Source organism: Comamonas kerstersii (genome assembly GCF_002056725.1).
In the GTDB taxonomy this organism is placed as follows: Bacteria; Pseudomonadota; Gammaproteobacteria; order Burkholderiales; family Burkholderiaceae_C; genus Comamonas; species Comamonas kerstersii.
On record NZ_CP020121.1, the window covers coordinates 2,249,716 to 2,274,299 of the forward strand.

The 24,584-nt window shown below is 61.2% G+C and carries 23 protein-coding genes and 1 pseudogene; 15 read left to right on the forward strand and 9 right to left on the reverse strand.

Annotated elements, in window-relative coordinates:
* Positions 1-155: 155 nt before the first annotated feature.
* The 4 genes from azu to B5M06_RS10505 form a co-directional block, all read right to left on the reverse strand.
* Positions 156-611, reverse strand: a complete 456-nt coding sequence (gene azu, locus B5M06_RS10490; protein ID WP_054066472.1) for an azurin — start codon at positions 609-611, stop codon at positions 156-158.
* 322 nt (positions 612-933) lie between these two features.
* The gene (locus tag B5M06_RS10495; protein ID WP_054066471.1) at positions 934-1,548 is read right to left on the reverse strand and encodes a plasmid pRiA4b ORF-3 family protein; all 615 of its coding nucleotides are present in this window, start codon (positions 1,546-1,548) and stop codon (positions 934-936) included.
* Between the two features lie 223 nt (positions 1,549-1,771).
* A complete protein-coding gene (locus B5M06_RS10500) occupies positions 1,772-2,740 on the reverse strand; it encodes a Bug family tripartite tricarboxylate transporter substrate binding protein (RefSeq protein WP_054066499.1) in 969 nt (322 codons plus the stop codon).
* Positions 2,741-2,996: 256 nt separating this feature from the next.
* Positions 2,997-4,034 carry a CDP-6-deoxy-delta-3,4-glucoseen reductase gene (locus tag B5M06_RS10505; protein WP_054066498.1) on the reverse strand — a complete coding sequence of 346 codons (1,038 nt, stop codon included), beginning with the start codon at positions 4,032-4,034 and terminating at the stop codon, positions 2,997-2,999.
* A 124-nt stretch (positions 4,035-4,158) separates the two neighbouring features.
* Here B5M06_RS10505 and B5M06_RS10510 point away from each other — a divergent pair, with 124 nt between their 5' ends.
* Positions 4,159-5,097, forward strand: a complete 939-nt coding sequence (locus B5M06_RS10510) for an SDR family oxidoreductase (RefSeq protein ID WP_054066470.1) — start codon at positions 4,159-4,161, stop codon at positions 5,095-5,097.
* A gap of 34 nt (positions 5,098-5,131) precedes the next feature.
* Here the strand turns inward: B5M06_RS10510 and B5M06_RS10515 are convergent, their stop codons facing one another.
* Positions 5,132-5,644: a DUF4124 domain-containing protein gene (locus tag B5M06_RS10515; protein ID WP_054066469.1), complete on the reverse strand. Its 513-nt coding sequence runs from the start codon at positions 5,642-5,644 to the stop codon at positions 5,132-5,134.
* Between the two features lie 181 nt (positions 5,645-5,825).
* Between B5M06_RS10515 and ppk2 the strand changes: the two genes are divergently transcribed.
* The gene (gene ppk2 / locus B5M06_RS10520; RefSeq protein ID WP_077344790.1) at positions 5,826-6,977 is read left to right on the forward strand and encodes a polyphosphate kinase 2; all 1,152 of its coding nucleotides are present in this window, start codon (positions 5,826-5,828) and stop codon (positions 6,975-6,977) included.
* Positions 6,978-7,093: 116 nt separating this feature from the next.
* On the opposite strand, the gene B5M06_RS10525 is transcribed toward ppk2, so the two are convergent.
* Positions 7,094-7,999: a LysR family transcriptional regulator gene (locus B5M06_RS10525; RefSeq protein ID WP_054066467.1), complete on the reverse strand. Its 906-nt coding sequence runs from the start codon at positions 7,997-7,999 to the stop codon at positions 7,094-7,096.
* A 104-nt stretch (positions 8,000-8,103) separates the two neighbouring features.
* Between B5M06_RS10525 and B5M06_RS10530 the strand changes: the two genes are divergently transcribed.
* The 9 genes from B5M06_RS10530 (at position 8,104) to B5M06_RS10565 (ending at position 17,164) form a co-directional block, all read left to right on the forward strand.
* The gene (locus B5M06_RS10530) at positions 8,104-8,766 is read left to right on the forward strand and encodes an NAD(P)-dependent oxidoreductase (RefSeq protein ID WP_054066466.1); all 663 of its coding nucleotides are present in this window, start codon (positions 8,104-8,106) and stop codon (positions 8,764-8,766) included.
* 37 nt (positions 8,767-8,803) lie between these two features.
* On the forward strand, positions 8,804-8,986 hold the full coding sequence (locus tag B5M06_RS17690; protein ID WP_338028313.1) for a twin-arginine translocation signal domain-containing protein: 183 nt from the start codon (positions 8,804-8,806) through the stop codon (positions 8,984-8,986).
* The gene (locus tag B5M06_RS10535; protein WP_338028314.1) at positions 8,979-9,581 is read left to right on the forward strand and encodes an MBL fold metallo-hydrolase; all 603 of its coding nucleotides are present in this window, start codon (positions 8,979-8,981) and stop codon (positions 9,579-9,581) included. The genes B5M06_RS17690 and B5M06_RS10535 overlap by 8 nt, the downstream gene beginning before the upstream one ends.
* A 220-nt stretch (positions 9,582-9,801) precedes the next feature.
* On the forward strand, positions 9,802-10,980 hold the full coding sequence (locus B5M06_RS10540; protein ID WP_054066465.1) for a sugar transporter: 1,179 nt from the start codon (positions 9,802-9,804) through the stop codon (positions 10,978-10,980).
* Positions 10,981-11,121: 141 nt separating this feature from the next.
* Complete coding sequence (locus tag B5M06_RS10545; RefSeq protein ID WP_054066464.1) at positions 11,122-13,302, forward strand: TonB-dependent hemoglobin/transferrin/lactoferrin family receptor; 2,181 nt, start codon at positions 11,122-11,124, stop codon at positions 13,300-13,302.
* Between the two features lie 29 nt (positions 13,303-13,331).
* Entirely contained in the window at positions 13,332-14,411 is a 1,080-nt protein-coding gene (locus B5M06_RS10550; RefSeq protein ID WP_054066463.1) for a hemin-degrading factor, read from the forward strand.
* A gap of 22 nt (positions 14,412-14,433) precedes the next feature.
* Entirely contained in the window at positions 14,434-15,300 is an 867-nt protein-coding gene (locus B5M06_RS10555; RefSeq protein WP_054066462.1) for a heme/hemin ABC transporter substrate-binding protein, read from the forward strand.
* Positions 15,297-16,358 (forward strand): FecCD family ABC transporter permease, encoded by a 1,062-nt coding sequence (locus B5M06_RS10560; RefSeq protein ID WP_114070923.1) that lies wholly within the window; start codon positions 15,297-15,299, stop codon positions 16,356-16,358. Before B5M06_RS10555 ends, B5M06_RS10560 begins: the two co-directional genes overlap by 4 nt.
* Before the next feature lie 2 nt (positions 16,359-16,360).
* Entirely contained in the window at positions 16,361-17,164 is an 804-nt protein-coding gene (locus B5M06_RS10565; RefSeq protein ID WP_054066461.1) for a heme ABC transporter ATP-binding protein, read from the forward strand.
* 107 nt (positions 17,165-17,271) lie between these two features.
* Here B5M06_RS10565 and ppsR read toward each other — a convergent pair whose 3' ends face one another.
* On the reverse strand, positions 17,272-18,105 hold the full coding sequence (gene ppsR, locus B5M06_RS10570; RefSeq protein ID WP_054066460.1) for a posphoenolpyruvate synthetase regulatory kinase/phosphorylase PpsR: 834 nt from the start codon (positions 18,103-18,105) through the stop codon (positions 17,272-17,274).
* A 221-nt stretch (positions 18,106-18,326) separates the two neighbouring features.
* Here ppsR and ppsA point away from each other — a divergent pair, with 221 nt between their 5' ends.
* The 4 genes from ppsA to B5M06_RS10590 all read left to right on the forward strand — a co-directional run bounded on the left by ppsA (position 18,327) and on the right by B5M06_RS10590 (position 23,781).
* On the forward strand, positions 18,327-20,717 hold the full coding sequence (ppsA, locus tag B5M06_RS10575) for a phosphoenolpyruvate synthase (RefSeq protein ID WP_054066459.1): 2,391 nt from the start codon (positions 18,327-18,329) through the stop codon (positions 20,715-20,717).
* A 39-nt stretch (positions 20,718-20,756) separates the two neighbouring features.
* Positions 20,757-21,017 carry a DUF4212 domain-containing protein gene (locus B5M06_RS10580; protein WP_054066458.1) on the forward strand — a complete coding sequence of 87 codons (261 nt, stop codon included), beginning with the start codon at positions 20,757-20,759 and terminating at the stop codon, positions 21,015-21,017.
* 36 nt (positions 21,018-21,053) lie between these two features.
* The gene (locus tag B5M06_RS10585) at positions 21,054-23,150 is read left to right on the forward strand and encodes a VC_2705 family sodium/solute symporter (RefSeq protein WP_240183907.1); all 2,097 of its coding nucleotides are present in this window, start codon (positions 21,054-21,056) and stop codon (positions 23,148-23,150) included.
* Positions 23,151-23,325: 175 nt separating this feature from the next.
* On the forward strand, positions 23,326-23,781 hold the full coding sequence (locus tag B5M06_RS10590; protein WP_054066456.1) for a hypothetical protein: 456 nt from the start codon (positions 23,326-23,328) through the stop codon (positions 23,779-23,781).
* Positions 23,782-23,852: 71 nt separating this feature from the next.
* Here the strand turns inward: B5M06_RS10590 and B5M06_RS17455 are convergent, their stop codons facing one another.
* Both B5M06_RS17455 and B5M06_RS17460 read right to left on the reverse strand, forming a co-directional pair.
* A complete protein-coding gene (locus B5M06_RS17455) occupies positions 23,853-24,221 on the reverse strand; it encodes an FKBP-type peptidyl-prolyl cis-trans isomerase (RefSeq protein ID WP_240184056.1) in 369 nt (122 codons plus the stop codon).
* A pseudogene (locus B5M06_RS17460) lies at positions 24,201-24,545 on the reverse strand (FKBP-type peptidyl-prolyl cis-trans isomerase); the annotation flags it as partial. The pseudogene B5M06_RS17460 and the gene B5M06_RS17455, both read right to left, overlap by 21 nt.
* Positions 24,546-24,584 lie beyond the last annotated feature (39 nt).

Sequence of the window (24,584 nt, forward strand, 5' to 3'; positions counted from 1 at the left end):
TGTGAGTTTCTTGCTATCAAAAAAGGTGCATTTTGCGTGCTCTGGCAAATGCCTGAGAGTCGTAGGGTATGGCGATCAGGCCCACAAAAAAGCCCCGGCGCAAGGCTCGGGGCTCAGGGGTGAAAGCCGCATGCAGCGGCATTTCAGGGGAGGATTTAAGCGCCCAGCTTCAGGCTGCCCTTCATGATGAAGGAGTGGCCGGGGAAGGAGCAGAAGTAGGTGTAGTCAGCGCCAGCCTTGAGTTTGGACACGTCAAAGGTCACGGAAGTGCTTTCACCGCCACCGATCACCTTGGTGTGAGCCAGCACGCGGGTGTCGCCTGCCTTCACATAGTCAGCAGCAGCGCCAGCCTTCATGCCGTCAGCAGCAACAGCAGTAGCGTCGGCGGTAGCGGTCAGCACAATGTTGTGGCCCATGGAGGACTTGGGCATCTTGCCGACGTGGTTCAGCGTGATGGTGTAGGTCTTGCAGGACTTGGGCACTTCAATGTTCTTCACATTGAATTGCATCTGGTCGTTGCCTTCAACGGTGATAGCGCAGTCAGCAGCCATTGCAGGAGCAGCAATGCCACCGGCAGCCAACAGAGCGAGAGTCGTCAGAGTTTTTTTCATAGCGCAATCCTTCCGAATGAATCTTTGCGAAGTAAGAAATGCCGGGCAGCTTCAAGCTTGGAATAGGTCTAACTGTCCAGTCGACGATATTGTGAGCTTGAAACTTCAGACTTTTGTGAAATTTGGAAATTGCATACAGCTATCAAGGTGATTTTGCGTTGACACCTGATAACGATCAAAACCAGCAGCACATGGCTGCGGAGGCGTGGTTTGAATACTCTCAATAAATGAGCATCTTGCGCTTGATTCTCAAGGAAATCGCTATGTTTTAAAAGCAAAAATCTTGCAAATCAAGCGCTGAGTGCTCATTTATTTGAAGTTTTCAGGCTGCCAGCAATACGGGGCGGGGCTTGGCAGATGATCGCCGTGGCTGCTCTGGCTGCTCTGGCTGCAAGGCCTTGACGCGCTGCTGCGCGGCATGCAGGTCAAAGTGTCTGGGGTTGAAGGTGCTGGCGTGAGGGGGGGCATCGTCGTCTGCTGGGGCTTGAATCAGTTCGGTAAGACCGATGGGGCCGCCGCAGTCTTCGGGGGGGCAGGCATTGCGCCCGGCCAGGCATTGGGGGAGGGGGTGTTCATGTGCCTGTGTGCTGTCACCCAGAGGTACACAGGCTTCCATCTTGAGGCGGTGCAGCCATTCGTCACCAAAGTCGTAGAGGTAGCGAATGCTCAGTGCCTGGTGCCTCAGCAGCTGGCCGATGGTGTAGCGGCGCGCATCCATGGTCGGGTCATTGGGCCAGTCTGCATCCGGGATGCCGTAGCGCTGTCCCGCAATTTCAAACATGTACAAATGCCGGTTTTCCCAGCCCATGGCGGCCTGGATGATCTGGTGCAGCTGCGCCAGAGTGGTGGTTTCGGCGACGAGTAAGCGTCGCCACACGGCAGGTTTGGTGGCACACAGCTGGATGTGCAGCTGATAGCCATAACGGATTTTTCGCATGGGCGTCTCCTCCCTAACGTCGTTAAAAACTGCATCGCAGGCAGTTGCTTTTGTCGTGGCACTTTGTAACGCAGACTGCAAAAGTGTGTCTGGCCTCAGGTTATTACTGGGCTGTTCGCGTAATGGCTTTTAGGTGCTGGGGTGTATTGCTGTGATATTTGCGCAGCAGGGGCGCAAAAAAGGCACCCGAAGGTGCCTGAATGTGCATGCGTGTGGGCGAGGATTAATCCACGCTGGCGCCAGAGGCCTTGACGATGGGCTCGTACTTGGTGCGCTCTGCGGCCATGAAGTCGTTGAACTGCTGGACCGAGCTGGGCGCAGGTTCTGCCATCAGCGAGGCAAAACGCTTCTGGGTTTCTGGGTCCTTGAGGGCTTCGGTGAAAGCCTTGTTCAGGGTTTCAATCACCTCGGCAGGCGTGCCAGCAGGTGCAATCAGACCCCACCAGGTGTCGATGGCAAAACCCTTGAGGGTGTTGGACAGCGGAGGGATGCCGGGCAGCAGCTTGCTTTCATTGGCGGTGGTCACAGCCAGCGCCTTGAGCTTGCCGGACTGAATGTTGGCAGAGGCAGCAGCCAGGTTGTCGATGTTGAAGTCCACCTCACCAGCGAGCAGGGCCAGCTGTGCAGGGCTTGCACCGCGGTAGGGGATGTGCACGACGTCAATGTCCAGACCCTGCTTGAGCATCTCGCCCGCCAGATGGCCCGCACTGCCGTTGCCGCCGCTGCCGTAGCTGAGCTTGCCTGGGTTGGCTTTGGCGTAGGCCACCAGATCATCGACGGAGTTGATGCCAAGCTTTTGTGCCTTGGCTGCATTGACAACCAGCACGTTAGGCACGGTCACCATCTGTGTGATGCCGACGAAGTCCTTGGCAGGGTCAAAAGGCAGTTTCTTGTACAGCCAGGGGTTGATGGCATTGGTGGCGACAGCAGCCAGACCAATGGTCTTGCCATCAGGCTTGGACTTGGCAATGGCGTCCACACCAATATTGCCGCCCGCGCCGGGCTTGTTTTCCACAATCACGGTGCCCAGCGTAGGGCGCACGCGTTCAGCCAGCATGCGTGCAGTGACATCCAGAGGACCACCGGGCGCATAAGGCACGATCAGATGAATAGGCTGTTCAGCCAGTGCCATTGGAGAAACCATGGCAGCAGCAAGCGCCACGGAGGACAGCAGGATGTTTCGACGATTCATGTAGGACATTGTGCAGGATTCTTGCGCACAGGCGTTTAGTCCTTCCTTGTTTTGAATTTTTATTGATGTATTTTTGCTTTCTATGCTGGTCTCATTCGATGATTGGTGTATTTGCACAATTTTTGTGCGATCTAGCGCAAAGCAATACTGCAGTGGTGTGTGCGGGAATGAAAGCAAATGTTTCCTGGCTGCTTTACATGGGCATATGAAAAAGGCCACTACTGTGGCCTTGTTGATTTCTGGTGGGTGTGAGTTCTTACTTATCAGCTTCGCTGGTGAAGGCATCGGCAAAGAAGCATTCCTCAGGCAGGCCGCGCTGGCTGGTGTAGCTGCTGCGTGCGGCGTCCACCACGACAGGGGCACCGCAGGCATAGACCTCGTGGCCGGAAAGATCAGCAAAGTCGTCGAGCACGGCCTGGTGCACATAGCCGGTGCGACCGCTCCAATGGTCTTCGGGCAGGGCGTCAGAGATCACGGGCACATAGCTCAGGTTGGGCATGGAAGTGCTCAGCTCCTTGAGCCAGGCATCCATGTACAGGTCTTCAGGGCGGCGGCCACCCCAGTACAGGCTGACGGGGCGGGTCATGACCTTGTGCTGCATGTGCTCCAGCAGTGCCTTGATGGGGGCAAAGCCTGTGCCTGAGGCCAGGAAGACCATGGGCTTGTCCGAGTCTTCGCGCAGGAAGAAGCTGCCAAACGGGCCTTCGGCACGCAGGATTTCCTTTTCCTTCATGGCACCGAACACATGGTCGGTGAACTTGCCGCCGGGCATGTGGCGAATGTGCAGCTCAATGGCGGGGGTGTTCGCCGCCACATGGGGGGGCGTCGCCATGGAGTAGGCGCGGCGTGAACCATCGCGCAGGATGAACTCCAGATACTGGCCAGCGTGGAACTGGAAAGCCGTATGGGCAGGCAGCTGCAGCTGCACGCGCATGACGTCGTGCGAGAGTTTTTCCAGCGCATTCACGCGCACAGGCATTTTCTTGATGGGGAAGGCGTTGGCGCCAGTCACCTGGCGCGACTCCAGCACCACGTCGCTGGTGGCGGTGGCGCGGCAGGTGAGGATCAGGCCTGCGGCCAGTTCCGCCTCGCTGAGTGCGTTTTCGGAATAGGCATCGTGCGTGACCTCGCCGCTGAGCTTTTTGCATTTGCAGGAACCGCAGGCACCGTCTTTGCAGCCATAGGGCAGGCCTACACCGGCGTGAATGGCAGCCGCCAGAATGGTTTCTTGGCCGGAGGCAGAAAACTGGCGGCCACTGGGCTCAACGGTGATCTGAAAGGTGGAGGCGTTCATATTCTGGCTATCCTTGGCAGTTTCTTGGTCTGCACTTGCCGCAGGGGGAGCGTGAAATGCTTGGCCCACAAATGGCAATGGGCCGCTGCGGCGGCCCGGTGCATGAAATTGGGATTCCTGAATTTTGCCTGCAAACCAATTCCCTCGGCGCGCTTTGCCTGCGCGTTTTCGCCGTCCTCGCGTACTCATTGTGGGTTGCGGGGATGTGGGCCAGCGTCTGGCGCGTGATCTGCAGGCCCAGTCTGGCCGCAGCCAAAGCCATGGCCCACGGGTGCTGGCGCTGACTTCATCGGCGGACAAACTGCCGCAGCTGCGCGCGCTGGGCATTACGCCGCTGCTGGGCAATCTGGACGATGTGCGCAGCCTGCGCCGCCTGTGTGGCGTGGCGCAGCATGTGGTGCATCTGGCACCGCCCCCGGGGGCGGGAGTGCAGGACAGCCGCACGCGCAACCTGGTGCGTGCGCTCGGGCGCGGGCGAGCGCCTCGGACGCTGGTCTATGGCTCCACCACCGGTGTGTATGGCAACTGCCACGGTGCATGGGTAGAGGAAGGCCGCCCGGTACAGCCTGCCACAGACCGCGCCCGCCGCCGCGTAGATGCCGAGCAGCAGCTGCGTGCCTGGGGGCAGCGCAGCGGTGCGCGGGTGAGCGTGCTGCGCATTCCGGGCATTTATGCGCCAGACCGCGAAGGCGGCACACCGCGCCCGCGGCTGCTCAAAGGCTTGCCTGTGCTGCAGCATGAAGACGATGTGTTCACCAACCACATCCATGCTGACGACCTGGCGCGCATCTGCTGCGCTGCACTGTGGCGCGGCAAGCCGCAGCGCACCTACCACGCCAGTGATGACACCGAGCTGCGCATGGGGGACTACTTTGATCTGGCTGCTGACCTGTACGGGCTGCCGCGGCCGCCGCGTGTGTCGCGTGCGCAGGCACAGCACAGCCTGCCGCCGGTGATGCTGAGCTTTATGAGCGAATCACGCCGCCTGCGCAATGCACGCATGAAGCAGGAGCTGCGGGTGCGGCTGCGCTATCCCACGGTCAGTCAGGGGCTGAGGTCGTAGCCGCCATGTATTCAGCCGCTCAGTATTCAGCAACTCAGGGGCGGGTCCAGACATTGCCTTTGCCATCCCAGCAGCGAAACACATTGCAGTGGTAGCCTGCACCATCGGGATGGGGCTTGTGTGCGGGGGGTGGCGGTGGAACCGGGCGATGCATGGGTGGGCGCTGAGGCACGGGGACCGGCACATACACGGGGCTGGCAGGTGGCGCTTGTGGTTCCTGCACGATGATAGGCTGTGGTGGCCGCTTCGCGGCCGCAGCTGCGGCACGCTCGGCCTCTGCTTTGCGCTGGGCAGCCTCCTGCTCGGCGCGTAGCAGTTGCTGCTCACGCTTTCGTTCGAGGGCTTGCTGGTACTGGGCGTCTTGCCGGGCCTGTTCCTCGGCACTCAGTGGGGGCGCCACTTCCTGCATGCGCTGGTCGTGCGGGCAGGTGGTGTTGGTGTAGGTCACGCGGCCCTGGGTATCTTCGCAGCGCAGCACCTGGGCACCGGCTGTGCTGCAGACACTGAGCAGGGCAAGCAAGGTGGCGTAGAGCGGATGCGCAGTCATGACAGTACGAAGTAGTAGCAATGCCCACAGTGTGCCCTGAACAGAGGCGATGAGGTACATCGCACATCAGCCCAGACTGGGGTGGCGCAGGGCCTGGGACGATGGTATCGTCTGAATATTTCCCAGTTTTTTTTGACGGCAGGCATGCAAGCAGACTTGCATGCCACAAGGAGTTTTACGCATGGTTGATAAGCCCACCAGCAGCAAATCCCGCAAGCAACGCGCACAGGCCGAACAGGTAGAGCAGACACCGGCACCGCGCCCACAGCCTGCAGAGGCAGCACAGACGGTCGAGCAGTTCGTGACCGAAAAAGCCACGCAGGCTGCGCAAAAGCGCCGCGTGGAGGCTGCGTTGAGCGTGCTCGATGGTGCTGGCGACGACAAGGTCCGTGCCAAGGCCCTGCGTGCGCTGCTCGATGGTTCCGACCCTGAAGACCGCAAAGCCATTCTCAAGGCGCTGAACAAGCTGGGCGGCACGGGGCAGCCTGCTGCCAAGGTCAATCCTGACGATGAACTGAGCAAGGACTGGAAGGATGGCGGCTACCCCTACGCCAATTTGCTGCGCCGCTCGGTCTATGAAAAGGACAAGTTCCAGCTGCAGGTGGAACTGCTCAAGCTGCAGGCCTGGGTCAAGGAAACCGGCCAGCGCGTGGTCATCATCTTTGAAGGGCGCGACGCTGCGGGCAAGGGCGGCACCATCAAGCGCTTCATGGAGCATCTGAATCCCCGTGGTGCACGCGTGGTGGCGCTGGAAAAGCCTTCGGACATCGAGCGCGGTCAGTGGTACTTCCAGCGCTATGTGCAGCACCTGCCCACGGCGGGTGAGATCGTGCTGTTTGACCGCAGCTGGTACAACCGTGCGGGCGTCGAGCGGGTGATGGGCTTTTGCTCGGATGAGGAATACCGGCAGTTCATGCAGCAGGTGCCGCAGTTCGAGCGCATGCTGGTGCAAAGCGGCGTTCACTTGATCAAGTTCTGGTTCAGCGTCAGCCGCAAGGAGCAGCGCCGCCGCTTCAAGGAGCGTGAAAGCCATCCGCTCAAGCAGTGGAAGCTCTCGCCCATCGACCAAGCATCGCTGGACAAGTGGGACGACTACACCCGTGCCAAGGAAGCCATGTTCTTTGAAACCGACACGGCCGATGCACCCTGGACGGTGGTCAAGAGTGACTGCAAGAAGCGCGCGCGCCTGAACGCCATGCGCTATGTGCTGCACAAGCTGCCCTACAAGAACCGTGATATGAACAAGGTGGGCAAGCTCGATGCGCTGATTGTGGGCCGCGCTACCGCTGTCTATGAACGCGGTGAAAAGCCTGAGCTAAAGACTGAAAAATAGGAGCGTCTTGCGCTTGAAAAATAAGGGTTTCAGATAGAAAAGTATCTGAAATCTATGAATATCAAGCGCTGGCAGCTACATCAATTGAAAAGCAGATGCCTGTGCATCTGCTTTTTTTACGCCTGCAGACTGTCCAGATAGGCCTGTAGTTCTTCGATGGCCTGGCGCACCTTGGCCGGCTGCGCATCGCGCTGTGGCGTGACCGCCCAGAGGTCCAGGTGGCCCATGTCCCAGTCCGGCAGCAGGCGCACGAGGCGGCCAGCCTCTACCGCCGGGCGTACATCCACGGCAGCCAGCAAGGCGATGCCCAGCCCCGCCTCGCACAACGCGAGCACGGCGGCCTGGTGGTTGCTGGTGCTCTGCGGTTGCACCTGCAGGTCGTGCGTCAGGCCAGTGCTGTTCTGTGTCCAGTGCAAGGGCGCGGCATGCGCATCGTCGTGTGCCAGTGCCAGCCAGTAGGCGTGGGCCAGCTGCTGCGGGTGCTCAGGCAGGTGGCCACCATGTGCAGCCACCCATTGCGGTGCCGCACACAGCCAGAACGGGGTGTTGCCCAGTTTGCGTGCCACCCAGCTGGAATCGGTCAGCGGGCCATAGCGCAGGGCCAGATCAACACGAGCCTGAATCAGGTCAATTGGCGCATCGTCCAGCAGCAGGCGCAGCCGTAAATCCGGAAAGCGTGCCAGCCAGGCGCCGAGTGCCGGAGCTGCATGCTGGGCAAAGCCTACAGGGGCAGACAGGCGTAGCTCGCCTGTGGGTGTGTCGTGCTGTGCAGCCAGCTCGGCCCGGGCGCGGGTAGCCGCAGCCGTGAGTACGGCGCACTGCGTGTAAAAGCGCTGGCCTGCATCGGTCAGCGCAATCTGCCGGGTGGAGCGGTGCAGCAGGGTGACGCCGCTGTCACGCTCGAGCTGGCGGATGTGCTGGCTCACGGCAGATGCACTCATGCCCAGTACTTTGGCCGCAGCTGTCATGGAACCGCGCTGCACCACGGTGGCAAAAATAGCCATGCGTTTGAGGTCGTCCATGCTGCAATTATGAAGCTGTGCTTCAAAGTGATGTCAATTTCTGCGTGAAACAGCCTGGCATCTGCAACTTAAGCTTCATCCATTAAGATTGAAGGAGAAAAGTGATGCAAGTTGCCCTGATTGGTGCCACAGGTTTTGTTGGTGCAGCCCTGCTGCAGGAGTTGCTGCATCGAGGCTATGAAGTGGTGGCCCTGGTGCGCGAGCCCGGCAAGCTGGCTGCACGCCCCGGTCTGCGTGTAGTGCAGGCAGATGTGATGGATGTCAAGTCTGTAGCAGCGGCTGTGCACGATAGGGATGCAGTGCTCAGTGCCTACAACGCAGGTTGGGCCAACCCGAATATCTATGAAGACTTCATGCGCGGCTCCCGCGCCATCGTGCAGGGTGTGAAAGCGGCTGGCGTCAAGCGCTATCTGGTGGTGGGCGGGGCAGGCAGCCTGTATGCCGCACCAGGCGTACAGATCGTGGATACGCCGCAGTTCCCTGCCGCTATCAAGCCCGGTGCCAGCGCGGCACGCGATATGTACACCGAGCTGCAGCAGGAAAGTGCGCTGGACTGGACGCTGCTCAGCCCTGCCGTGGGTTTTCATGCAGGCTCAGCTGCGCAGGCGCGTGGCCGTACAGGCCAGTACCGTACAGGGCAGGACATGCCGCTGATGCAGGCCGATGGCCAGCCCGGAGATATTTCAGCCGCAGATCTTGCCGTGGCGCTGGTGGACAGCATGGAGCAGGGCACACATCTGAAAGCCCGCTTCACCGTGGCCTATTGAGCAGGCGCTACGTAACTTTCATGACCAAGGTGCAGCCATGTTGACTCGCAGAAACTTTTTACAGACCACCGCTGCGGCGGCAGTGCTGCCGCACTGGCTGGCCCAGGCCCATGGAGCAGATGCCGCTGCCTTGCAGCTGACGCACTTTCCTGCGGATGAAAGCGGTTTTTCACGCACGCCGGTGCTGCTCAGCGGTGCCAGCGAGGCCATCCATGATTGATGGCGGCTTCAGGCTCTCGGACGGACATGCACTGGCCAAGGCCATTGTGGCTACGGGCAAGCGGCTGACGACGATTTACATCTCCCAAAGCGACCCGGACTATTACTTCGGACTGGCACCGGTGCTTGAAGCCTTTCCCGATGCCGTGGTGGTTGCTGCGCCCGAGACGGTGATGGCCATTGCTGCCAATGTGGACAAAAAGCTGGCCGTCTGGGGGCCGCAGCTCAAGGACAATGGCCCGCAGCAGCGTGAAGATCTGGTGTTTGCCCAGCCCTGGGGGGCGCCTGCACTCATGCACGATGGCCATCGCATTGACATCGTGCCAGCGCATGGCATGGACAACCGCCGCTATCTGTGGGGGCCATCGCTGCAAGCCATTGTGGGCGGTGTGCTGGTGTTCGATGGTCTGCATGTATGGATGGCTGACACCCTCACGGCCAAGGAGCACCATGCCTGGCGCGAGAACCTGCAGGCCATGCTGCGCGTGAGCCTAAGGTGGTCGTGCCCGGGCGCATGGCGGCGGGCAGCAGGCTGGATGCTTCAGCCCTGCGCTTTAAGCTGGAGTATCTGCAGACCTATGAGCAGGCACTGCTGATGGCGCGAAGCAGTGAGGCGCTGATTCAGGCCATGCTGCAGCGCTACCCTGAACTGCCTGGTGTGAGCTCGCTGCAGCTGGGTGCCAAGGTGGTCATGGGGGAGATGCAGTGAGGCTGAGTCGCGGGGCTGGGGCATCTCCCTTGCCATGCAGTCCGGCGCTGGCACAGCCACAATAGCAGTCCTGCAGCGCCGCACATGGCGTGTTTTAACTTCCCTATCTGTCTGTGACTCATTCCTCTTCTGATCTGCGCGCCTGGCTGAGCGTGTGTGCCCTGGCGCTGGGCGCTTTTGTTTTCAACACCAGTGAATTCGTACCCGTCGGCCTGCTGAGTGACATCGGCGCCAGCTTTGCCATGCCTGCCGAGCATGTGGGCCTGATGCTGACCATCTACGCCTGGATTGTGGCGCTGGCCTCGCTGCCGCTGATGCTGCTCACCCGAAAAATGGAGCGGCGCAAGCTGCTCATGGGCGTGTTCGGGCTGTTTATCGTCAGCCATGTGCTCTCGGGGCTGGCCAATAGCTTTGCCATGCTGGTGCTCAGCCGTGCGGGCGTGGCGTTTTCGCATGCCGTGTTCTGGTCCATCACGGCGGCCCTGGCCGTGCGCGTGGCCCCGCATGGCAAAAAAGCGCAGGCGCTGAGCCTGCTGGCCACGGGCACTACGCTGGCCATGGTGATGGGTATTCCGCTGGGTCGGGTCGTGGGCGACTGGCTGGGCTGGCGCATCACCTTCTGGTCGATTGGTGTGATTGCCGTCATCGTCATGCTGGCGCTGGCACGTTTGCTGCCACTGCTGCCCAGCGAGAACTCAGGTTCGGCCTCCAGCATTCCGGTGCTGATGCGCCGCCCTGCGCTGATGGCGATTTATCTGCTTTTGATTCTGGTGGTGACCGCGCAGTTCACCGTCTACAGCTATATCGAACCCTTTGTGCAGGCAGTGGGTGGGCAGGACGCCCATGTCACCACCCTGGTGCTGCTGCTGTTTGGCGGCATGGGCATTGTGGGCAGTGTGCTGTTTAGCGCGTTCAACCAGCGCTTCCCGCAGGGCCTGCTGCGGGTGGCCATTGCAGTCATGGCCATCAGCCTGGGCCTGCTGCTGCCCGTGGTGCATGCAGCCTGGGGGCTGTATGGCGTGAGCGTGGTCTGGGGCGTGGCCATGATGTGCATGGTGCTGTCCATGCAGGCCAAGGTGCTGGCCCTGGCGCATGATGCCACCGATGTCGGCATGTCACTGTTCTCCGGCATTTTCAACATCGGCATTGGTGCGGGGGCCCTGCTGGGCAGCCAGGTCAGCCTGCACATGGGTATGCAGAACATCGGCTGGGTGGGTGCTGCCCTGGCGCTTACCGGTCTGGTGTGGTGCGTGTTTGCGCAGCAGCGCTGGGCACCCAGACGGTAAAAGTATTTTGCGTCAGATTATTTAAATAAGAATTATTCTCATATAATTCGCCGCATTGCCAGCCCCCCAGGTTGAGTCTTCAGCCCAGGTCGCCAGCCCAAAGCCATTGGGAATGGAACAGACAGGAAAGAGAGATCAACCATGCCACATACCTGGGGAGGGCTGCGGCCCATTGCCTGCACCGCTGCATTGCTGGGGCTGGGCAGCACCTATGCCCATGCCGCAGAGCCGGTGCTGCCCGAGCAGACGGTGCAGGAGCGTGCCGAAGCGCTGGACCCTGCAGCGACGCCTTATGCGACCGAAGTGGTCAACCGCGCCACCATAGAGCGCAAGCAGATACTCGATATTCGCGATGCCACCAGCGACATGGTGAACGTGGAAGTGCCACGTGCACCGCGCCGGGGTGCAGGTATTTCCGGTACCACGGGGCGCGAGGGCAACACAGGCTTTGAAATTCGCGGTCTGGGCGGCAATCGCGTGCAGATGCTGGTCGATGGCATTCCGCAGCCAGAGGCTGATAGTTTCATGAACAGCCATAGCTTTGGCCGTGACTATGTGGACCCGCTGATGCTCTCTGGCATCGAAGTGCACAAAGGTGCCAGCACGGTCGGTGTGCCATCAGGTGGCGTAGCGGGCATGGTGCAGATGCGCACCCTCTCGCCCGGTGACCTGCTGGGCGCTGACAAGCTGTTTGCAGGCCGCGCCCTGCTGGGCTGGCGCAGTGAAAACCGGGGCTGGAATACGGGTGCAGCAGTGGCGGGTAAAGCCTCGGAGCAGGTGCAGTGGCTGCTCGCAGCTCATGGGGAGCGCAGCCATGCCACGGAAACCATGGGGCACATCGGCGGCACAGGCCTGCAGCGCACCAAGGCCAATCCAGAAGATAACCACCGCTATTCCCTGCTGGGCAAGCTGGTGCTGCGCCCGGATGGTCGCCAGCGCCATGTGTTCACGGCGGAACTGCGCGACCAGGACGGCCATGTCACCAATCTGCATGACTTTGACAATGGCACGACGCGCTCTCATGAGGACGATATCGACAGCCAGCGCAAGCGCATGTCCTGGCAGGGTGAGTGGCAGCTTGATGCACCGGCTGCAGACAAGCTCAAGGCTTACGCTGCCTGGCAGGACAGCAGCTCCAGCCAGCGCCTGACTATTGACACCAGCAACCGTGGCCAGCGTCTGCGTCATCACCGCTATAACGAGCAGCTGCTGCAGCTGGGGCTGCAGGCGCACAAGCGCATTGGCACGCATGGCCTGCATTACGGTGCAGACGTCTACCGCATGAAAAATGATTCGCAGAGCCTGTCCACCGACAGCGGCGTCACCACGGCTGTGCCCAAGGGGCCGGATACGCGCACCACGCAATGGGGCCTGTTTGTGGAAGACCACTGGGATCTGGGGCCGTGGATGCTCAAGCCCGGGCTGCGTTACACCAGCGTGGATATAGACGCTGATGCCAGCAGCATCGACATGGGGCAGTCTGGTGCACAGCCTGTGTCCAAGCGCTTCAGTGCCTGGCTGCCGCAAATGGGCGTGCAGTGGCAGCCGCTGGACGACCTGCAACTGTTTGCCAGCTATGTGCGCGGCTTCCGGGCACCTACGTCTGGAGAGTTGAATAACTTCTTTGGCAATGTCACGCCGTACTACGGTTACTACATCCTGCCCAATCCAGACCTGAAGGCAGAGACCAGCAACAACTTTGAGCTGGGCCTGCGTGATGCGCATGGGCCGCTGCAGTGGGAAGTCACCGGTTTTTATGCGCGCTACCGTAACTTCATCGAGCGCTATGCCGATGCAGGATCGCAAGGCACGTTCCCTGTCATCAGTCTGATGCGCTCACGCAACCAGTCCAAAGCCACGATCAAGGGACTGGAGTTGCGCGGCAGGGCCGAGCTGGGGCACAGCTGGGGTGGTCAATGGGTAGCGCGTGCTGCCTACGGCTATGCCAAGGGTACGGGCGAGAACGGCCAGGGGCTGGAGAGCATTAGCCCGCAGCACCTGAAACTGCACATCGGCCAGCAGGCCGCGCGCTGGCAGTGGGAGCTGGGCATGACCCATACCGCCGCCAAGCAGCGCAAGGACATGCCCTCTGACAGCCGCGTGCTGTTCCTGCCGCCTTCACACACCGTGCTGGATCTGGATGCGCAGTGGCAGCTGCGCAAGCACCTGCGCCTGAATGTGGGCCTGCACAACCTGACCGACCGCAAGTACTGGAAATGGTCGGACGTGCGGGATGTGACAGCAACTGCGGAACACGCCGCCATCGATGCCTACAGCCAGCCGGGGCGCAACCTGCGCATTTCCCTGGTTGCCGAGTTTTAAGACCTGCGTATCAAGCAAGGAGAGCAATCATGAATACCGTAGTGGATACATCACTGTGCGATGCCGCACAGATTCGCGCTGCGTTTGACCAGGCGCGCAAGCAAGGTCTGCGTGCCAAGGATGCGGCGCAGTCGCTGGGTCTGAGTGAGGGCGCTGTGCTGGCTGCTCACTGTGGTGAGCATGCAGGCAGTCTGCAGGTGCAGCCACTCAAGCCGCAGTGGTTGGAGATCCTGCAGGCATTGCAGCCCTGTGGCCCCTTGATGGCACTGACACGCAATGAGGCCGTGGTGCATGAGAAGGACGGCATCTACCAGGGGTTTACCAAGGAAGGCCCCATTGGCCTGTGCAACAACGAAGACATAGACCTGCGCCTGTTCTTCTTTGCCTGGCATGCTGGCTTTGCCGTGACGGAGTCAGGCCGCTACGGCCAGCCCATGCATAGCCTGCAGTTCTATGACCAGCATGGCACAGCCGTGCACAAGATCTATGTACGGCCACAGACCGAGATGCAGGCCTGGGAGCAGGTGGTGCAGGCCTTTGCAGACTCTGCGCAGCGCTACAGCTTTGTGGAAAAAGCGGAACGCGCGCCTGTCGCTGACGATGCCAGCATTGACGCCGCTGGCCTGCGCCAGGCCTGGGCGCAGCTCAAGGACACGCATGACTTCTTCGGCATGCTCAAAACCTTTGGCTGTGAGCGTCAGCAAAGCTTTCGGCTCACACGCGGTGCATTCTGTGAGCCGCTGAGCAATACCGCCGTCACGCAGCTGCTGGAGCAGGCCGCCAGCGCGGAACTGCCCATCATGGTGTTTGTGGGCAGCAAAGGCTGTATCCAGATCCATTCCGGCCCCGTACGCCACATCAAGCCTTTGCAGACGCCTGGCTCGGACTGGATCAATGTGCTGGACCCGGGCTTTAACCTGCATCTGCGCCGTGATCTGATTACCAGCACATGGCTGGTGCGCAAGCCCACGACCGATGGTGTGGTGACGTCGGTAGAGCTGTTTGATGCGACAGGTGATGTGGTGGCCATGTTCTTTGGTGTGCGCAAACCTGGTCAGGCTGAATTGCAGGCATGGCGCACGCTGGCGGAAGGGCTGCCCCGTGCATAAGCAACTCCATCAGCCATCACAGATGCTGCCGTACACACGCCGCCAGTGGTGTGCCGCGTTGGGGCTGGGTGCGCTGGGCAGCGTGCTGCCAGCACGTGCCTCCACCGCCGCAGTGCAACGCCTGATAGCGCTGGGTGGCGCCATGACGGAAGTGGTGTATGCGCTGGGCGCTGAGGATCTGCTGGTCGCCACCGACACCACCAGCCTCTACCCAGAAGCTGCGACGCGCACGCCCAAGGTGGGCTATCTGCGTCAGCTCTCGGCCGAAGGGCTGCTGTCGCTTCAGCCCGATGCCATAGTGGGCAGCAGCGAAGCCGGGCCGCCCATCGTGATCGAGCAGGTGCGCGCTGCCGGTGTGCGTGTGGAGCTGGTGCCCAGCAGCCATGACTTTGCTGAAGTGCTGCGCAAGATTGACACCGTGGGGCGCGTGACCCAGCGCGAGGCCGCAGCGGCAGCGCTGACTCAGCAGCTGCAGCAGCAATGGCAGCAGGTACAAGGCCTGGTAGCGCAGGCTGAGCGTAAGCCGCGTGCGCTGTTCATCCTGTCGCACAGTGGCTCGCCCATGGTGGCGGGGCGTGGCACGGCAGCACATGCGCTGCTGGAGCTGGCGGGGGCAGTCAATGCCGTCACGCAGTTTCAGGGCTACCGGCCACTGACCGCAGAGGCCATGGCTGCTGTGGCGCCAGAAGTGATTGTCAACAGCACGCAGGGCATTGAAGCACTGGGTGGGGTAGAGGCTTTCTGGCGCAGACCAGAACTGGCCCTGACCCCCGCTTTTGCACGCAAGGCGCTGGTCGGTATGGAAGCCAGCCATTTGCTGGGTTTTGGCCCGCGCCTGCCTTCGGCGGTGCAGGAGCTGCATGCCCAGATGCTGCAGGTCACCGCATGATGCAGGCAGGCCGCTGGAGCCATGCAGGCAGATTGCGTCCGCCTGTTGCCTGCGGGGTGGGATTCGGGCTGGCCGTTGCGGCTTTTGTCTGGGGCAGTGCACATGGCGCCTATGCCATCAGCCCGGCGCAGCTGTGGCAGGTGCTGGTGCAGGCCCTGCAAGGGCAGGGCGCGCAGGGCACGGAGCATCTGGTGTTCATGAACATCCGCCTGCCGCGGCTGCTGCTGGGGGCGGCGGCTGGTGCAGGTCTGGGCATGGCGGGGGCGCTGATGCAGGGGCTGTTTCGCAACCCGCTGGCCGATCCCGGGCTGATTGGCGTGAGCAGTGGTGCCGCGCTGGCAGCCGCCGGAGCCATTGTGCTGGGCCCCATCTGGCTGCCAGTGCTTGGCTTTCAGCTAGGTAGCTGGGCGCTGGCCGTCTGCGCCTTTGCAGGCGGTGTGCTGGTGACCTGGCTGATCTACCTGCTGGCGCAGTCCGGCGCAGGCACGCGGGTGAGCCTCATGCTGCTGGCGGGCATTGCCATCAATGCGCTGGCAGGGGCTGGGCTGGGTTTTCTGAGCTATGTGTCCACGGACGAGCAGCTGCGCAATGTGCAGCTGTGGCTCATGGGCTCACTGGGGCAGGCCCGCTGGGCGGCGGTGTGGATGGTCGGCACGGTGGTGCTGGTGTGCATGGCGCTGGCGCAGCGCCTGGCGCGGCCCTTGAACGCCATGGCGCTGGGTGAAGCGCAGGCGCAGCTGCTGGGCGTGCCGGTGGAGCGTACCAAGCGCCAGGCCGTATGGATAGCGGCCTTGACCGTAGGGGCAGTGACTTCGTCCACGGGCATGATTGGCTTTATCGGGCTGGTGGCTCCGCACTGGGTGCGGCTGGTGGCAGGGCCAGATCACCGCGTGGTGCTGCCATGCTCGGCCCTGCTGGGTGCAGCCCTGGTGCTGGCTGCAGATGTGGTGGCGCGCACCATCGTGCAGCCGGCGGAGATGCCGCTGGGAGTACTCACGGCGCTGATTGGTGTGCCGCTGTTTTTGCTGATGCTGCGGCAGTTCAGGGGCAAGGTATAGGTATGGCTCAGACAGGTTTGCTGCATTGCCACGGCTTGCAGATTCGCCCGCATGCCAGGGCCAGCATCATTGCGCAGGTAGAAGCACTGCTGCAGCCGGGGCGGGTGACGGCCATCGTGGGCCCCAATGGCGCAGGCAAGAGCACGCTGCTGTCCGTCATGCTGGGGCTGCGCGCAGCCGATGCCGGTGTGGTGCTGCTCGATGGCCAGCCGCTGCAGCGCATGCCAGCCTGGCAGCTGGCTGCACGCGTGGCCTATATGGCACAGGACACGCAGGTGGCTTTCAGCTTTCTGGCGCAGGAGGTGGTGCAGATGGGGCGCTATCCGCACCGCCATGCACCCAGCAGGCAGGAAGCACAGATCGTGCAGGCGGCCATGCACAGCACGGGGGTGGTGCATCTGGCGCAGCGGGACATCGCCACGCTCTCCGGCGGTGAGCGCGCACGGGTGCACCTGGCACGTACCCTGGCACAGGTCTGGGAGCCTCAGGCGGCGGGGCCGTGCTGGGCCTTGCTCGATGAGCCCATGGCTGCGCTGGACTTGCAGCACCAGCATGCCTGCATGCAGCTGCTGCGCGGCAGGGCGCAGGAGTGGGGGCTAGGTGTTGTCATCGTGCTGCACGACCTGAATCTGGCGCTGCACTATGCCGATGATGTGCTCTTGCTGCCCGGTCAGGGTGCTGCGGCGGTGTTTGGCCACAGGCAGGTGGTATTGACGCCAGCGCGTATTCAGCAGGTCTGGGGTGTGCAGGCGCAGTGTCTGCATACCGAGCAGGGGCAGTTGCATTACGCATTCAGCCTGCAATGAAAAAAATAGCTGCCAGCGCTTGTATTTACTGGTTTTCAGGGTGATTTATGTCTGAAACCAAGAAAAATCAAGCGCTGGCAGCTACTTATTTAGTAGTTGCTGGCTGATCAGCCGTGTATGCCTACGCCCAGACGGTGCGGCAGCACTTCCTGCAGGATGGTGGTGGAGATTTCCTCGATGGACTTGGTGGTCGTTGACAGCCAGCTCACCCCGGCGCGGCGCATCATGGCTTCGGCTTCATGGACTTCGTAGCGGCAGTTCTGCAGGCTGGCGTACTTGGAGCCGGGGCGGCGTTCGTTGCGGATCTCGGACAGGCGAATGGGGTCAATCGTCAGGCCGAACAGCTTCTTGCGGTGTGGCTCCAGCGCAGGTGGCAGCTTCTTGCGCTCAAAGTCTTCGGGAATCAGCGGGTAGTTCGCCACCTTCAGACCAAACTGCATGGCCAGATACAGGCTGGTCGGGGTCTTGCCCGAGCGGCTCACGCCCAGCAGGATGACTTCTGCGCCCTGCAGGTCATGGTTGGTCTGTCCGTCGTCGTGGGCCAGCGTGTAGTTGATGGCCTCCATGCGGTCCAGATATTCCTTGCTCTGGCTGATGTCCGAGAACCGCCCCACGCGGTGCTGGCTCTTGAGGCCCAGCTCTTCTTCCAGAGGCTTCACAAAGGTGCCGAACATGTCCATCAGCAGGCCCTTGCACTGCTCATTGATCACACCCACCACTTCCTGATTGACCAGGGTGCTGAAGACGATGGGCTTTTTGCCTTCGATGTCAAAAGTGTGGTTAATTTGTCGGACAGCCTGGTGCGCCTTGTCTACGGTGTCGACAAAAGGAATGCGCACAATGCGTGGCTTGATATCAAACTGGGTCATCAAGGCCGTGCCAAAGGTTTCTGCGGTAATGCCGGTGCCGTCCGAGATGACAAATACAGTGCGCGAATGCATGGGGCAATCATTCCCTTCAAATTTAAACACCCGAAGCTGCGGCGAAATTGCCCGGCCGGGACTAGAATGACACCCATTATTCCCAAATTTCACCGGTCTGCTGGTCGATGACCGACAACAAGAACAAGCAAAGTTGTCATGGATAAGCAGGCGGGTTTCCCAGCGGCATGATGGTCAGTGGGTCGCTGGGCTGACAGGTTTTTTAACTTTGGAGCCTTCCCATGTCTAATCGTTTCGAAGAGACGGCACTGGTCGTGCCTTTCGAAAACCTGCGTATGAGCGACGTTGAAGTCGTCGGTGGCAAGAATGCCTCCCTCGGCGAGATGATCTCTCAGCTGCCTCAGGGCGTGCGCGTGCCAACCGGTTTCGCGACGACTGCCCACGCCTTCCGCCAGTTCCTGGCCTATGAAGGTCTGGCCGACAAGATTTCCGCCAAGCTGGCAGCACTGGACGTTGATGACGTGCGTGCCCTGGCTGCAGTGGGTGCTGAAATCCGCGCCATGGTGGAAGCACAGCCTTTCCCTGCAGATCTGGAAGCAGCCATCCGCACGGAATTTGCCCGTCTGCAAGGCGGCAATGCCGAAGCATCCTTTGCCGTGCGTTCTTCCGCTACCGCCGAAGACCTGCCCGACGCATCGTTTGCCGGTCAGCAGGAAACCTTCCTGAACGTGGTGGGCATCGAAGACGTGCTGCACAAGATGAAGGAAGTGTTCGCATCGCTGTACAACGACCGCGCCATCTCCTACCGCGTGCACAAGGGCTTTGCCCACGACGTGGTGGCCCTGTCTGCTGGCGTGCAGCGCATGGTGCGCTCCGACCTGGGCGCAGCGGGCGTGATGTTCACCATCGACACCGAGTCCGGCTTTGAAGAAGTGGTCTTCATCACTTCCAGCTATGGCCTGGGTGAAACCGTGGTGCAGGGCGCTGTGAACCCTGACGAGTTCTACGTGCACAAGCCCATGCTCAAGGCTGGCAAGAGCGCGCTGATCCGCCGTAATCTGGGCTCCAAGCTGATCCAGATGGTGTTCTCCACACCTGAAGAAAAGGCTGCATCGGGCAAGCTGGTCAAGACCACCGACGTGGCTCCCGAGCTGCGCAACCGTTACTCCCTGACCGATGCCGAAGTGCAGGAACTGGCCCAGTACGCACTGGTGATCGAGCAGCACTATGGCCGTCCCATGGACATCGAGTGGGGCAAGGACGGCACCGACGGCAAGCTGTACATCCTGCAGGCGCGTCCTGAAACCGTGAAGAGCCAGTCCAAGGGCCAGGCCGAATTGCGCTACAAGCTCAAGGGCACCGGCAATGTGCTGGCCGAAGGCCGCGCCATTGGTCAGAAGATCGGTACCGGCCCTGTGCGTCTGGTGTCTGACATCTCGCAGATGGACCAAGTACAGGCTGGCGACGTGCTGGTGACCGACATGACCGACCCCAACTGGGAACCCGTCATGAAGAAGGCCGCTGCCATCGTGACCAACCGTGGTGGCCGTACCTGCCACGCTGCGATCATCGCGCGTGAACTGGGTATTCCTGCTGTGGTGGGCTGCGGTGACGCTACTTCTCGCCTGAAGGACGGCACTCTGGTGACCGTGTCCTGCGCCGAAGGCGATACCGGCAAGATCTATGACGGCCTGATCGAGACCGAAGTGACCGAGGTCAAGCGCGGCGAAATGCCCGAGATCAAGACCAAGATCATGATGAACGTGGGCAACCCCCAGCTGGCCTTTGACTTTGCACAGCTGCCCAATGCTGGCGTGGGTCTGGCGCGTCTGGAGTTCATCATCAACAACAACATCGGCGTGCACCCCAAGGCCATCCTGGACTACCCCGCCGTGGATTCTGACCTGAAGAAGGCCGTGGAATCCGTGGCCCGTGGCCATGCTTCCCCACGTGCTTTCTACGTGGACAAGGTGGCTGAAGGCGTGGCAACCATTGCTGCAGCTTTCTGGCCCAAGCCCGTGATCGTGCGCATGTCGGACTTCAAGTCCAACGAATACCGCAAGCTGATCGGTGGCAGCCGCTACGAGCCCGAGGAAGAAAACCCCATGCTGGGCTTCCGCGGTGCTGCACGTTACATCTCCGAAGACTTCGGCGAAGCCTTCAAGATGGAATGTGAAGCCCTGCGCCGCGTGCGTGAGGACATGGGTCTGACCAATGTGCAGATCATGATCCCCTTCGTGCGTACCCTGAAGCAGGCTGAGCGCGTGACCGAACTGCTGGCTGAAAATGGCCTGAAGCGCGGCGAAAACGAACTCAAGCTGATCATGATGTGCGAAGTGCCTTCCAACGCCATCCTGGCCGACGAGTTCCTCGAGTACTTCGACGGCTTCTCGATTGGCTCCAACGACCTGACACAGCTGACGCTGGGTCTGGACCGTGACTCCGGCCTGGAGCTGCTGGCCGCTGACTTTGACGAGCGCGACCCTGCCGTGAAGAAGATGCTCGAGCGCGCCATCTCCGCCTGCCTGTCCAAGGGCAAGTACGTAGGTATCTGTGGTCAGGGCCCTTCGGACCACCCAGACTTCGCCAAGTGGCTGGCCGATCAAGGCATTGTGTCGATCTCGCTCAATCCTGACACCGTGATCGATACCTGGCAGAACCTGGCTGGCTAAACCAGCGAAAGGCCTGTAGTGCAGTTCTCTCACGACAACATGCATGACGGGTCTGAGGCAAGCGGGGGGCATTTGCCGCCCGACTTGCACGACACACACCACCTGTGGCTCAAGGCAATCTTGCTGGCGGTCTGGGTGGTGTTTTCTTTTGGGGTGTGCTTTTTTGCGCGTGATCTGCAGGCCTGGGTGCAGGGCTGGCAACTGGGCTACTGGATGGCGGCCCAAGGGGCAGTCCTGATGTTCATGCTGATCGCGCTGGTCTATTGTGTGGTGATGGATTACTTTGAGCGCAAGGCTTAGGCCTTTCGCGCTTTTTTCGCCTCTGCACACGCCCTCATGCATATGCCGACTGGCGCAGGTCGCGCCGCCTTGTACCGTGCACGCGCCTATCGCTGGCGCATCCATCGTATGGTGGGGCTGTATGGCCTGTGCGTGCTGGGTCTGCTGCTGCTCATGACCTGGGCCGAAAACCAGGGGCTGGCACGCCACTGGATAGGTCCCATCTTCCTGTTTGTGCCCGTGATGATGTACGCCGTGATCGGCGTCTGGGGCCGGACGGGCGATGCTGATGAGTACTACGTGGCAGGCCGGCGCATTCCCCCGGTCTACAACGGCATGGCGGCAGCGGCAGACTGGGTGAGCGCCGCATCCTTTATCAGCCTCTCTGGCGCACTTTATCTGCAGGGCTTTGGCGGCTCCAGCGGTCAGCCCGGCGGTCTGGCCTATCTGCTGGGCTGGACCGGCGGCTTCTGTCTGGTCGCCATGCTGGTGGCACCGCATCTGCGGGCCATGAATCTCTACACCTTGCCGGAATTTTTTCAGGCACGCTTTGGTGGCAAGTGGCCGCGCATCATCGCTGCGCTGGCCGCCGTGCTGTGTTCCTTTGTCTATGTGGTGGCCCAGATTTATGGCGTGGGCCTGATTGCCTCTCGTCTGACGGGGGTGCAGTTTGAGATTGGCATCATGCTGGGCCTGGGCGGTGTGCTGCTGTGCTCCTTTCTTGGTGGTATGCGCGCCGTGACCTGGACGCAGGTGGCGCAGTACGTGGTCATCCTGCTGGCCTTTCTGATTCCTGTGTCGTGGCTGGCGTACAAGCAGCTGGGCAATCCCATTGCCGCCGTGGCCTATGCCAGCCAGCTGCACAAGATTTCGCAGCTGGAGGAGCAGCTGCTGCATTCGCCCAAGGAGCGATCCGTGCAGCAGATCTATCAGGAGCGCACCGATATGCTGGAGGCCAAGCTGCAGGATGTGCCCCTGGCCATGGAGCGTGACCGGCTGGTGCTGCACGAGCGGCTGCGCTATCTGCGCTCCATCCAGGCCGATGTGGGCGCCATTGCTGCCGTCAGCCGTGAGTACGCCAACCTGCCGCGCAGCCCGCAGGAGGCCGAGCAGCTGTGGCGCCAGCAGCTGCAGGAATACCGTGAGCGTGCCCAGCCGCTCGGCGGTCTGCCCCGCCATGGCCAGCCCTTTGGGGGCGATCCGGAAGGCAGTGCGCAAGAACGCGCACAGTTCAATGATGAACGCGCCAATTTTCTGGCGCTGATGTTCTGCCTGATGTTTGGCACGGCAGGCATGCCGCATTTGCTCACGCGCTACTACACCGTGCCCTCGGTGTCGGCGGCACGGACCTCGGTGGCCTGGACGCTGTTCTTTATCGCGCTGCTGTATCTGTCAGCGCCTGCGCTGGCGGTGCTCATCAAGCTGGAGGTGATGAACAACCTGGTCGGTGTGCGCTTTGATGAACTGCCGAGCTGGATTGCCCAGTGGGCGCGGGTGGATGGCTCGCTGCTGTCGGTGGAAGACATTAACCGTGATGGCATTTTGCAGTTTGGCGAGCTGCGGCTGGGGGCTGACCTGATTGTGCTGGCTGCGCCTGAAATTGGCGGCTTGCCCTATGTGATTGCCGGGCTGGTGGCGGCCGGTGGTCTGGCAGCGGCGCTGTCTACGGCCGATGGTCTGCTGCTGACCATCAGCAATGCGCTGGTGCGTGATCTGTATTTTTCACGCGGCACGCACAAGAGTTCGTCCGAGCAGCGCGTGATTGTCTCCAAGTTCGTGCTCATGGGCGTAGCGCTGCTGGCGGCCTGGGTTGCCGGGCAGCGCTCTTCGGACATTCTGCCCATGGTGGCCATGTCGTTTTCGATTGCGGCTTCGGCCTTTGTGCCCGCCATGGTGCTGGGCATCTTCTGGCGTGGCGTCACCCGTCAGGGCGCAGTTGCAGGCATGCTGGCCGGGCTGGGGATCACGGCTTACTACATCCTCTCACACACGCAGTGGGTGCAAAGCGCAGTTCCCGCAGTGCTGCTGGCCGATGGCCTGTGGTGGGGGCTGCAGCCCATTTCTGCCGGGGTGTTCGGCGTGTTTCTGGGTACCGGGGTGACCGTGCTGCTGAGTCTGGTGACCACAAAGAAGAATAAAAAAGTGAGCACCTAGCGCTTTATCTGTAATGATTTCAAAGATAAATATCTATCAAATCAAATAGATGTAAGCGATGGTAGCTATTTAAAGCATAGCTATCCGTACTATCCTGCACATGGATTGCCCCAATGCAGTGCCCAGCACCGCTGTGCCATGCTTTGTTAAAAATAATTGCTACGGAGGAGGGTATATGGCTGCGCTGTACATCAAGACGGAAGCTGGGCAGCAGGCATTCAAGGCGCGCAGTGCGCAGCTGGCAGGCAGGCTGCGTTCCGCATTCCTGCTGTTTGATGGCCAGCGCAGTGTGGAAGATGTGCTGGCCGCCACGCAGGGGCTGGGAGTGACGGAGCAGGACATCCAGGCCATGGTGGATGCAGGTTTTTTGCAACATGCTGCGCCAGCGCTGGCCCCTGCACAGCCTGCCCCCGAAGTGCAGCCCAGTGCACGCACGCCGCAGGAGCGCTATCGGGATGCCTATCCGCTGGCGGTGGAGTTGACGGGCAAGCTGGGGCTGTCGGGCTTTCGCCTGAACCTGTCGGTGGAAGCAGCTACCAGCTACGAAGAGCTGGCTGCCGTGGCACCCAAGATCAAGGATGCCGTCGGTGCATCCGCCTATGCGCCGCTGGAGCAGGCCCTGTTCGCCTGATGCAGGCGCCACAAACAAAACGGCCTGTCAGAGACAGGCCGTTGTTGCATGGACATGGACCGATGGTGTGATTACACCGCCAGCAGTTCCACGTCAAACTTCAGGGTGGCGTTGGGAGGAATCACACCGCCTGCGCCACGTGCGCCGTAGCCCAGCTCTGGGGGAATGATCAGGGTGCGCTTGCCGCCCACCTTCATGCCTTGCACGCCCACGTCCCAGCCGCGGATCACCATGCCAGCGCCCAGCGTGAACACGAAGGGGTCATTGCGGTCCTTGCTGGAGTCGAACTTGGCGCCTTGCTCGCCGTCCTTGTACAGCCAGCCGGTGTAGTGCACGGTCACGCGCTTGCCGCGCACGGCTTCTGCGCCATCGCCCACCACGGTGTCTTCCATCTGTACCTGGGGCGCAGCCTTGGTACCCAGCAGTTCCACTTCAAACATCAAAGTGGCGTGGGGAGGAATCACGCCACCAGCGCCGTAGGCACCGTAGCCCAGTTCTGGGGGGATGATCAGGGTGCGCTTGCCGCCCACCTTCATGCCTTGTACGCCTTCGTCCCAGCCTGGAATCACCATGCCTTCGCCCAGCGAGAATTCAAAAGGCTCACGGCGGTCTTTGCTGGAGTCAAACTTTGCGCCTTGCTGACCGTCTTGGTACAGCCAGCCGGTGTAGTGCACCTTGACGTCAGAGCCGCTGGTAGCTTCAGCGCCCTGTCCAACAACCGCGTCTTCGAATTGCAGGCCAGAGGCAGTGGTGATCAGTGCCATGAAAATTCCTTGTATCGGGAAATGCTAGAAAAACAAAAG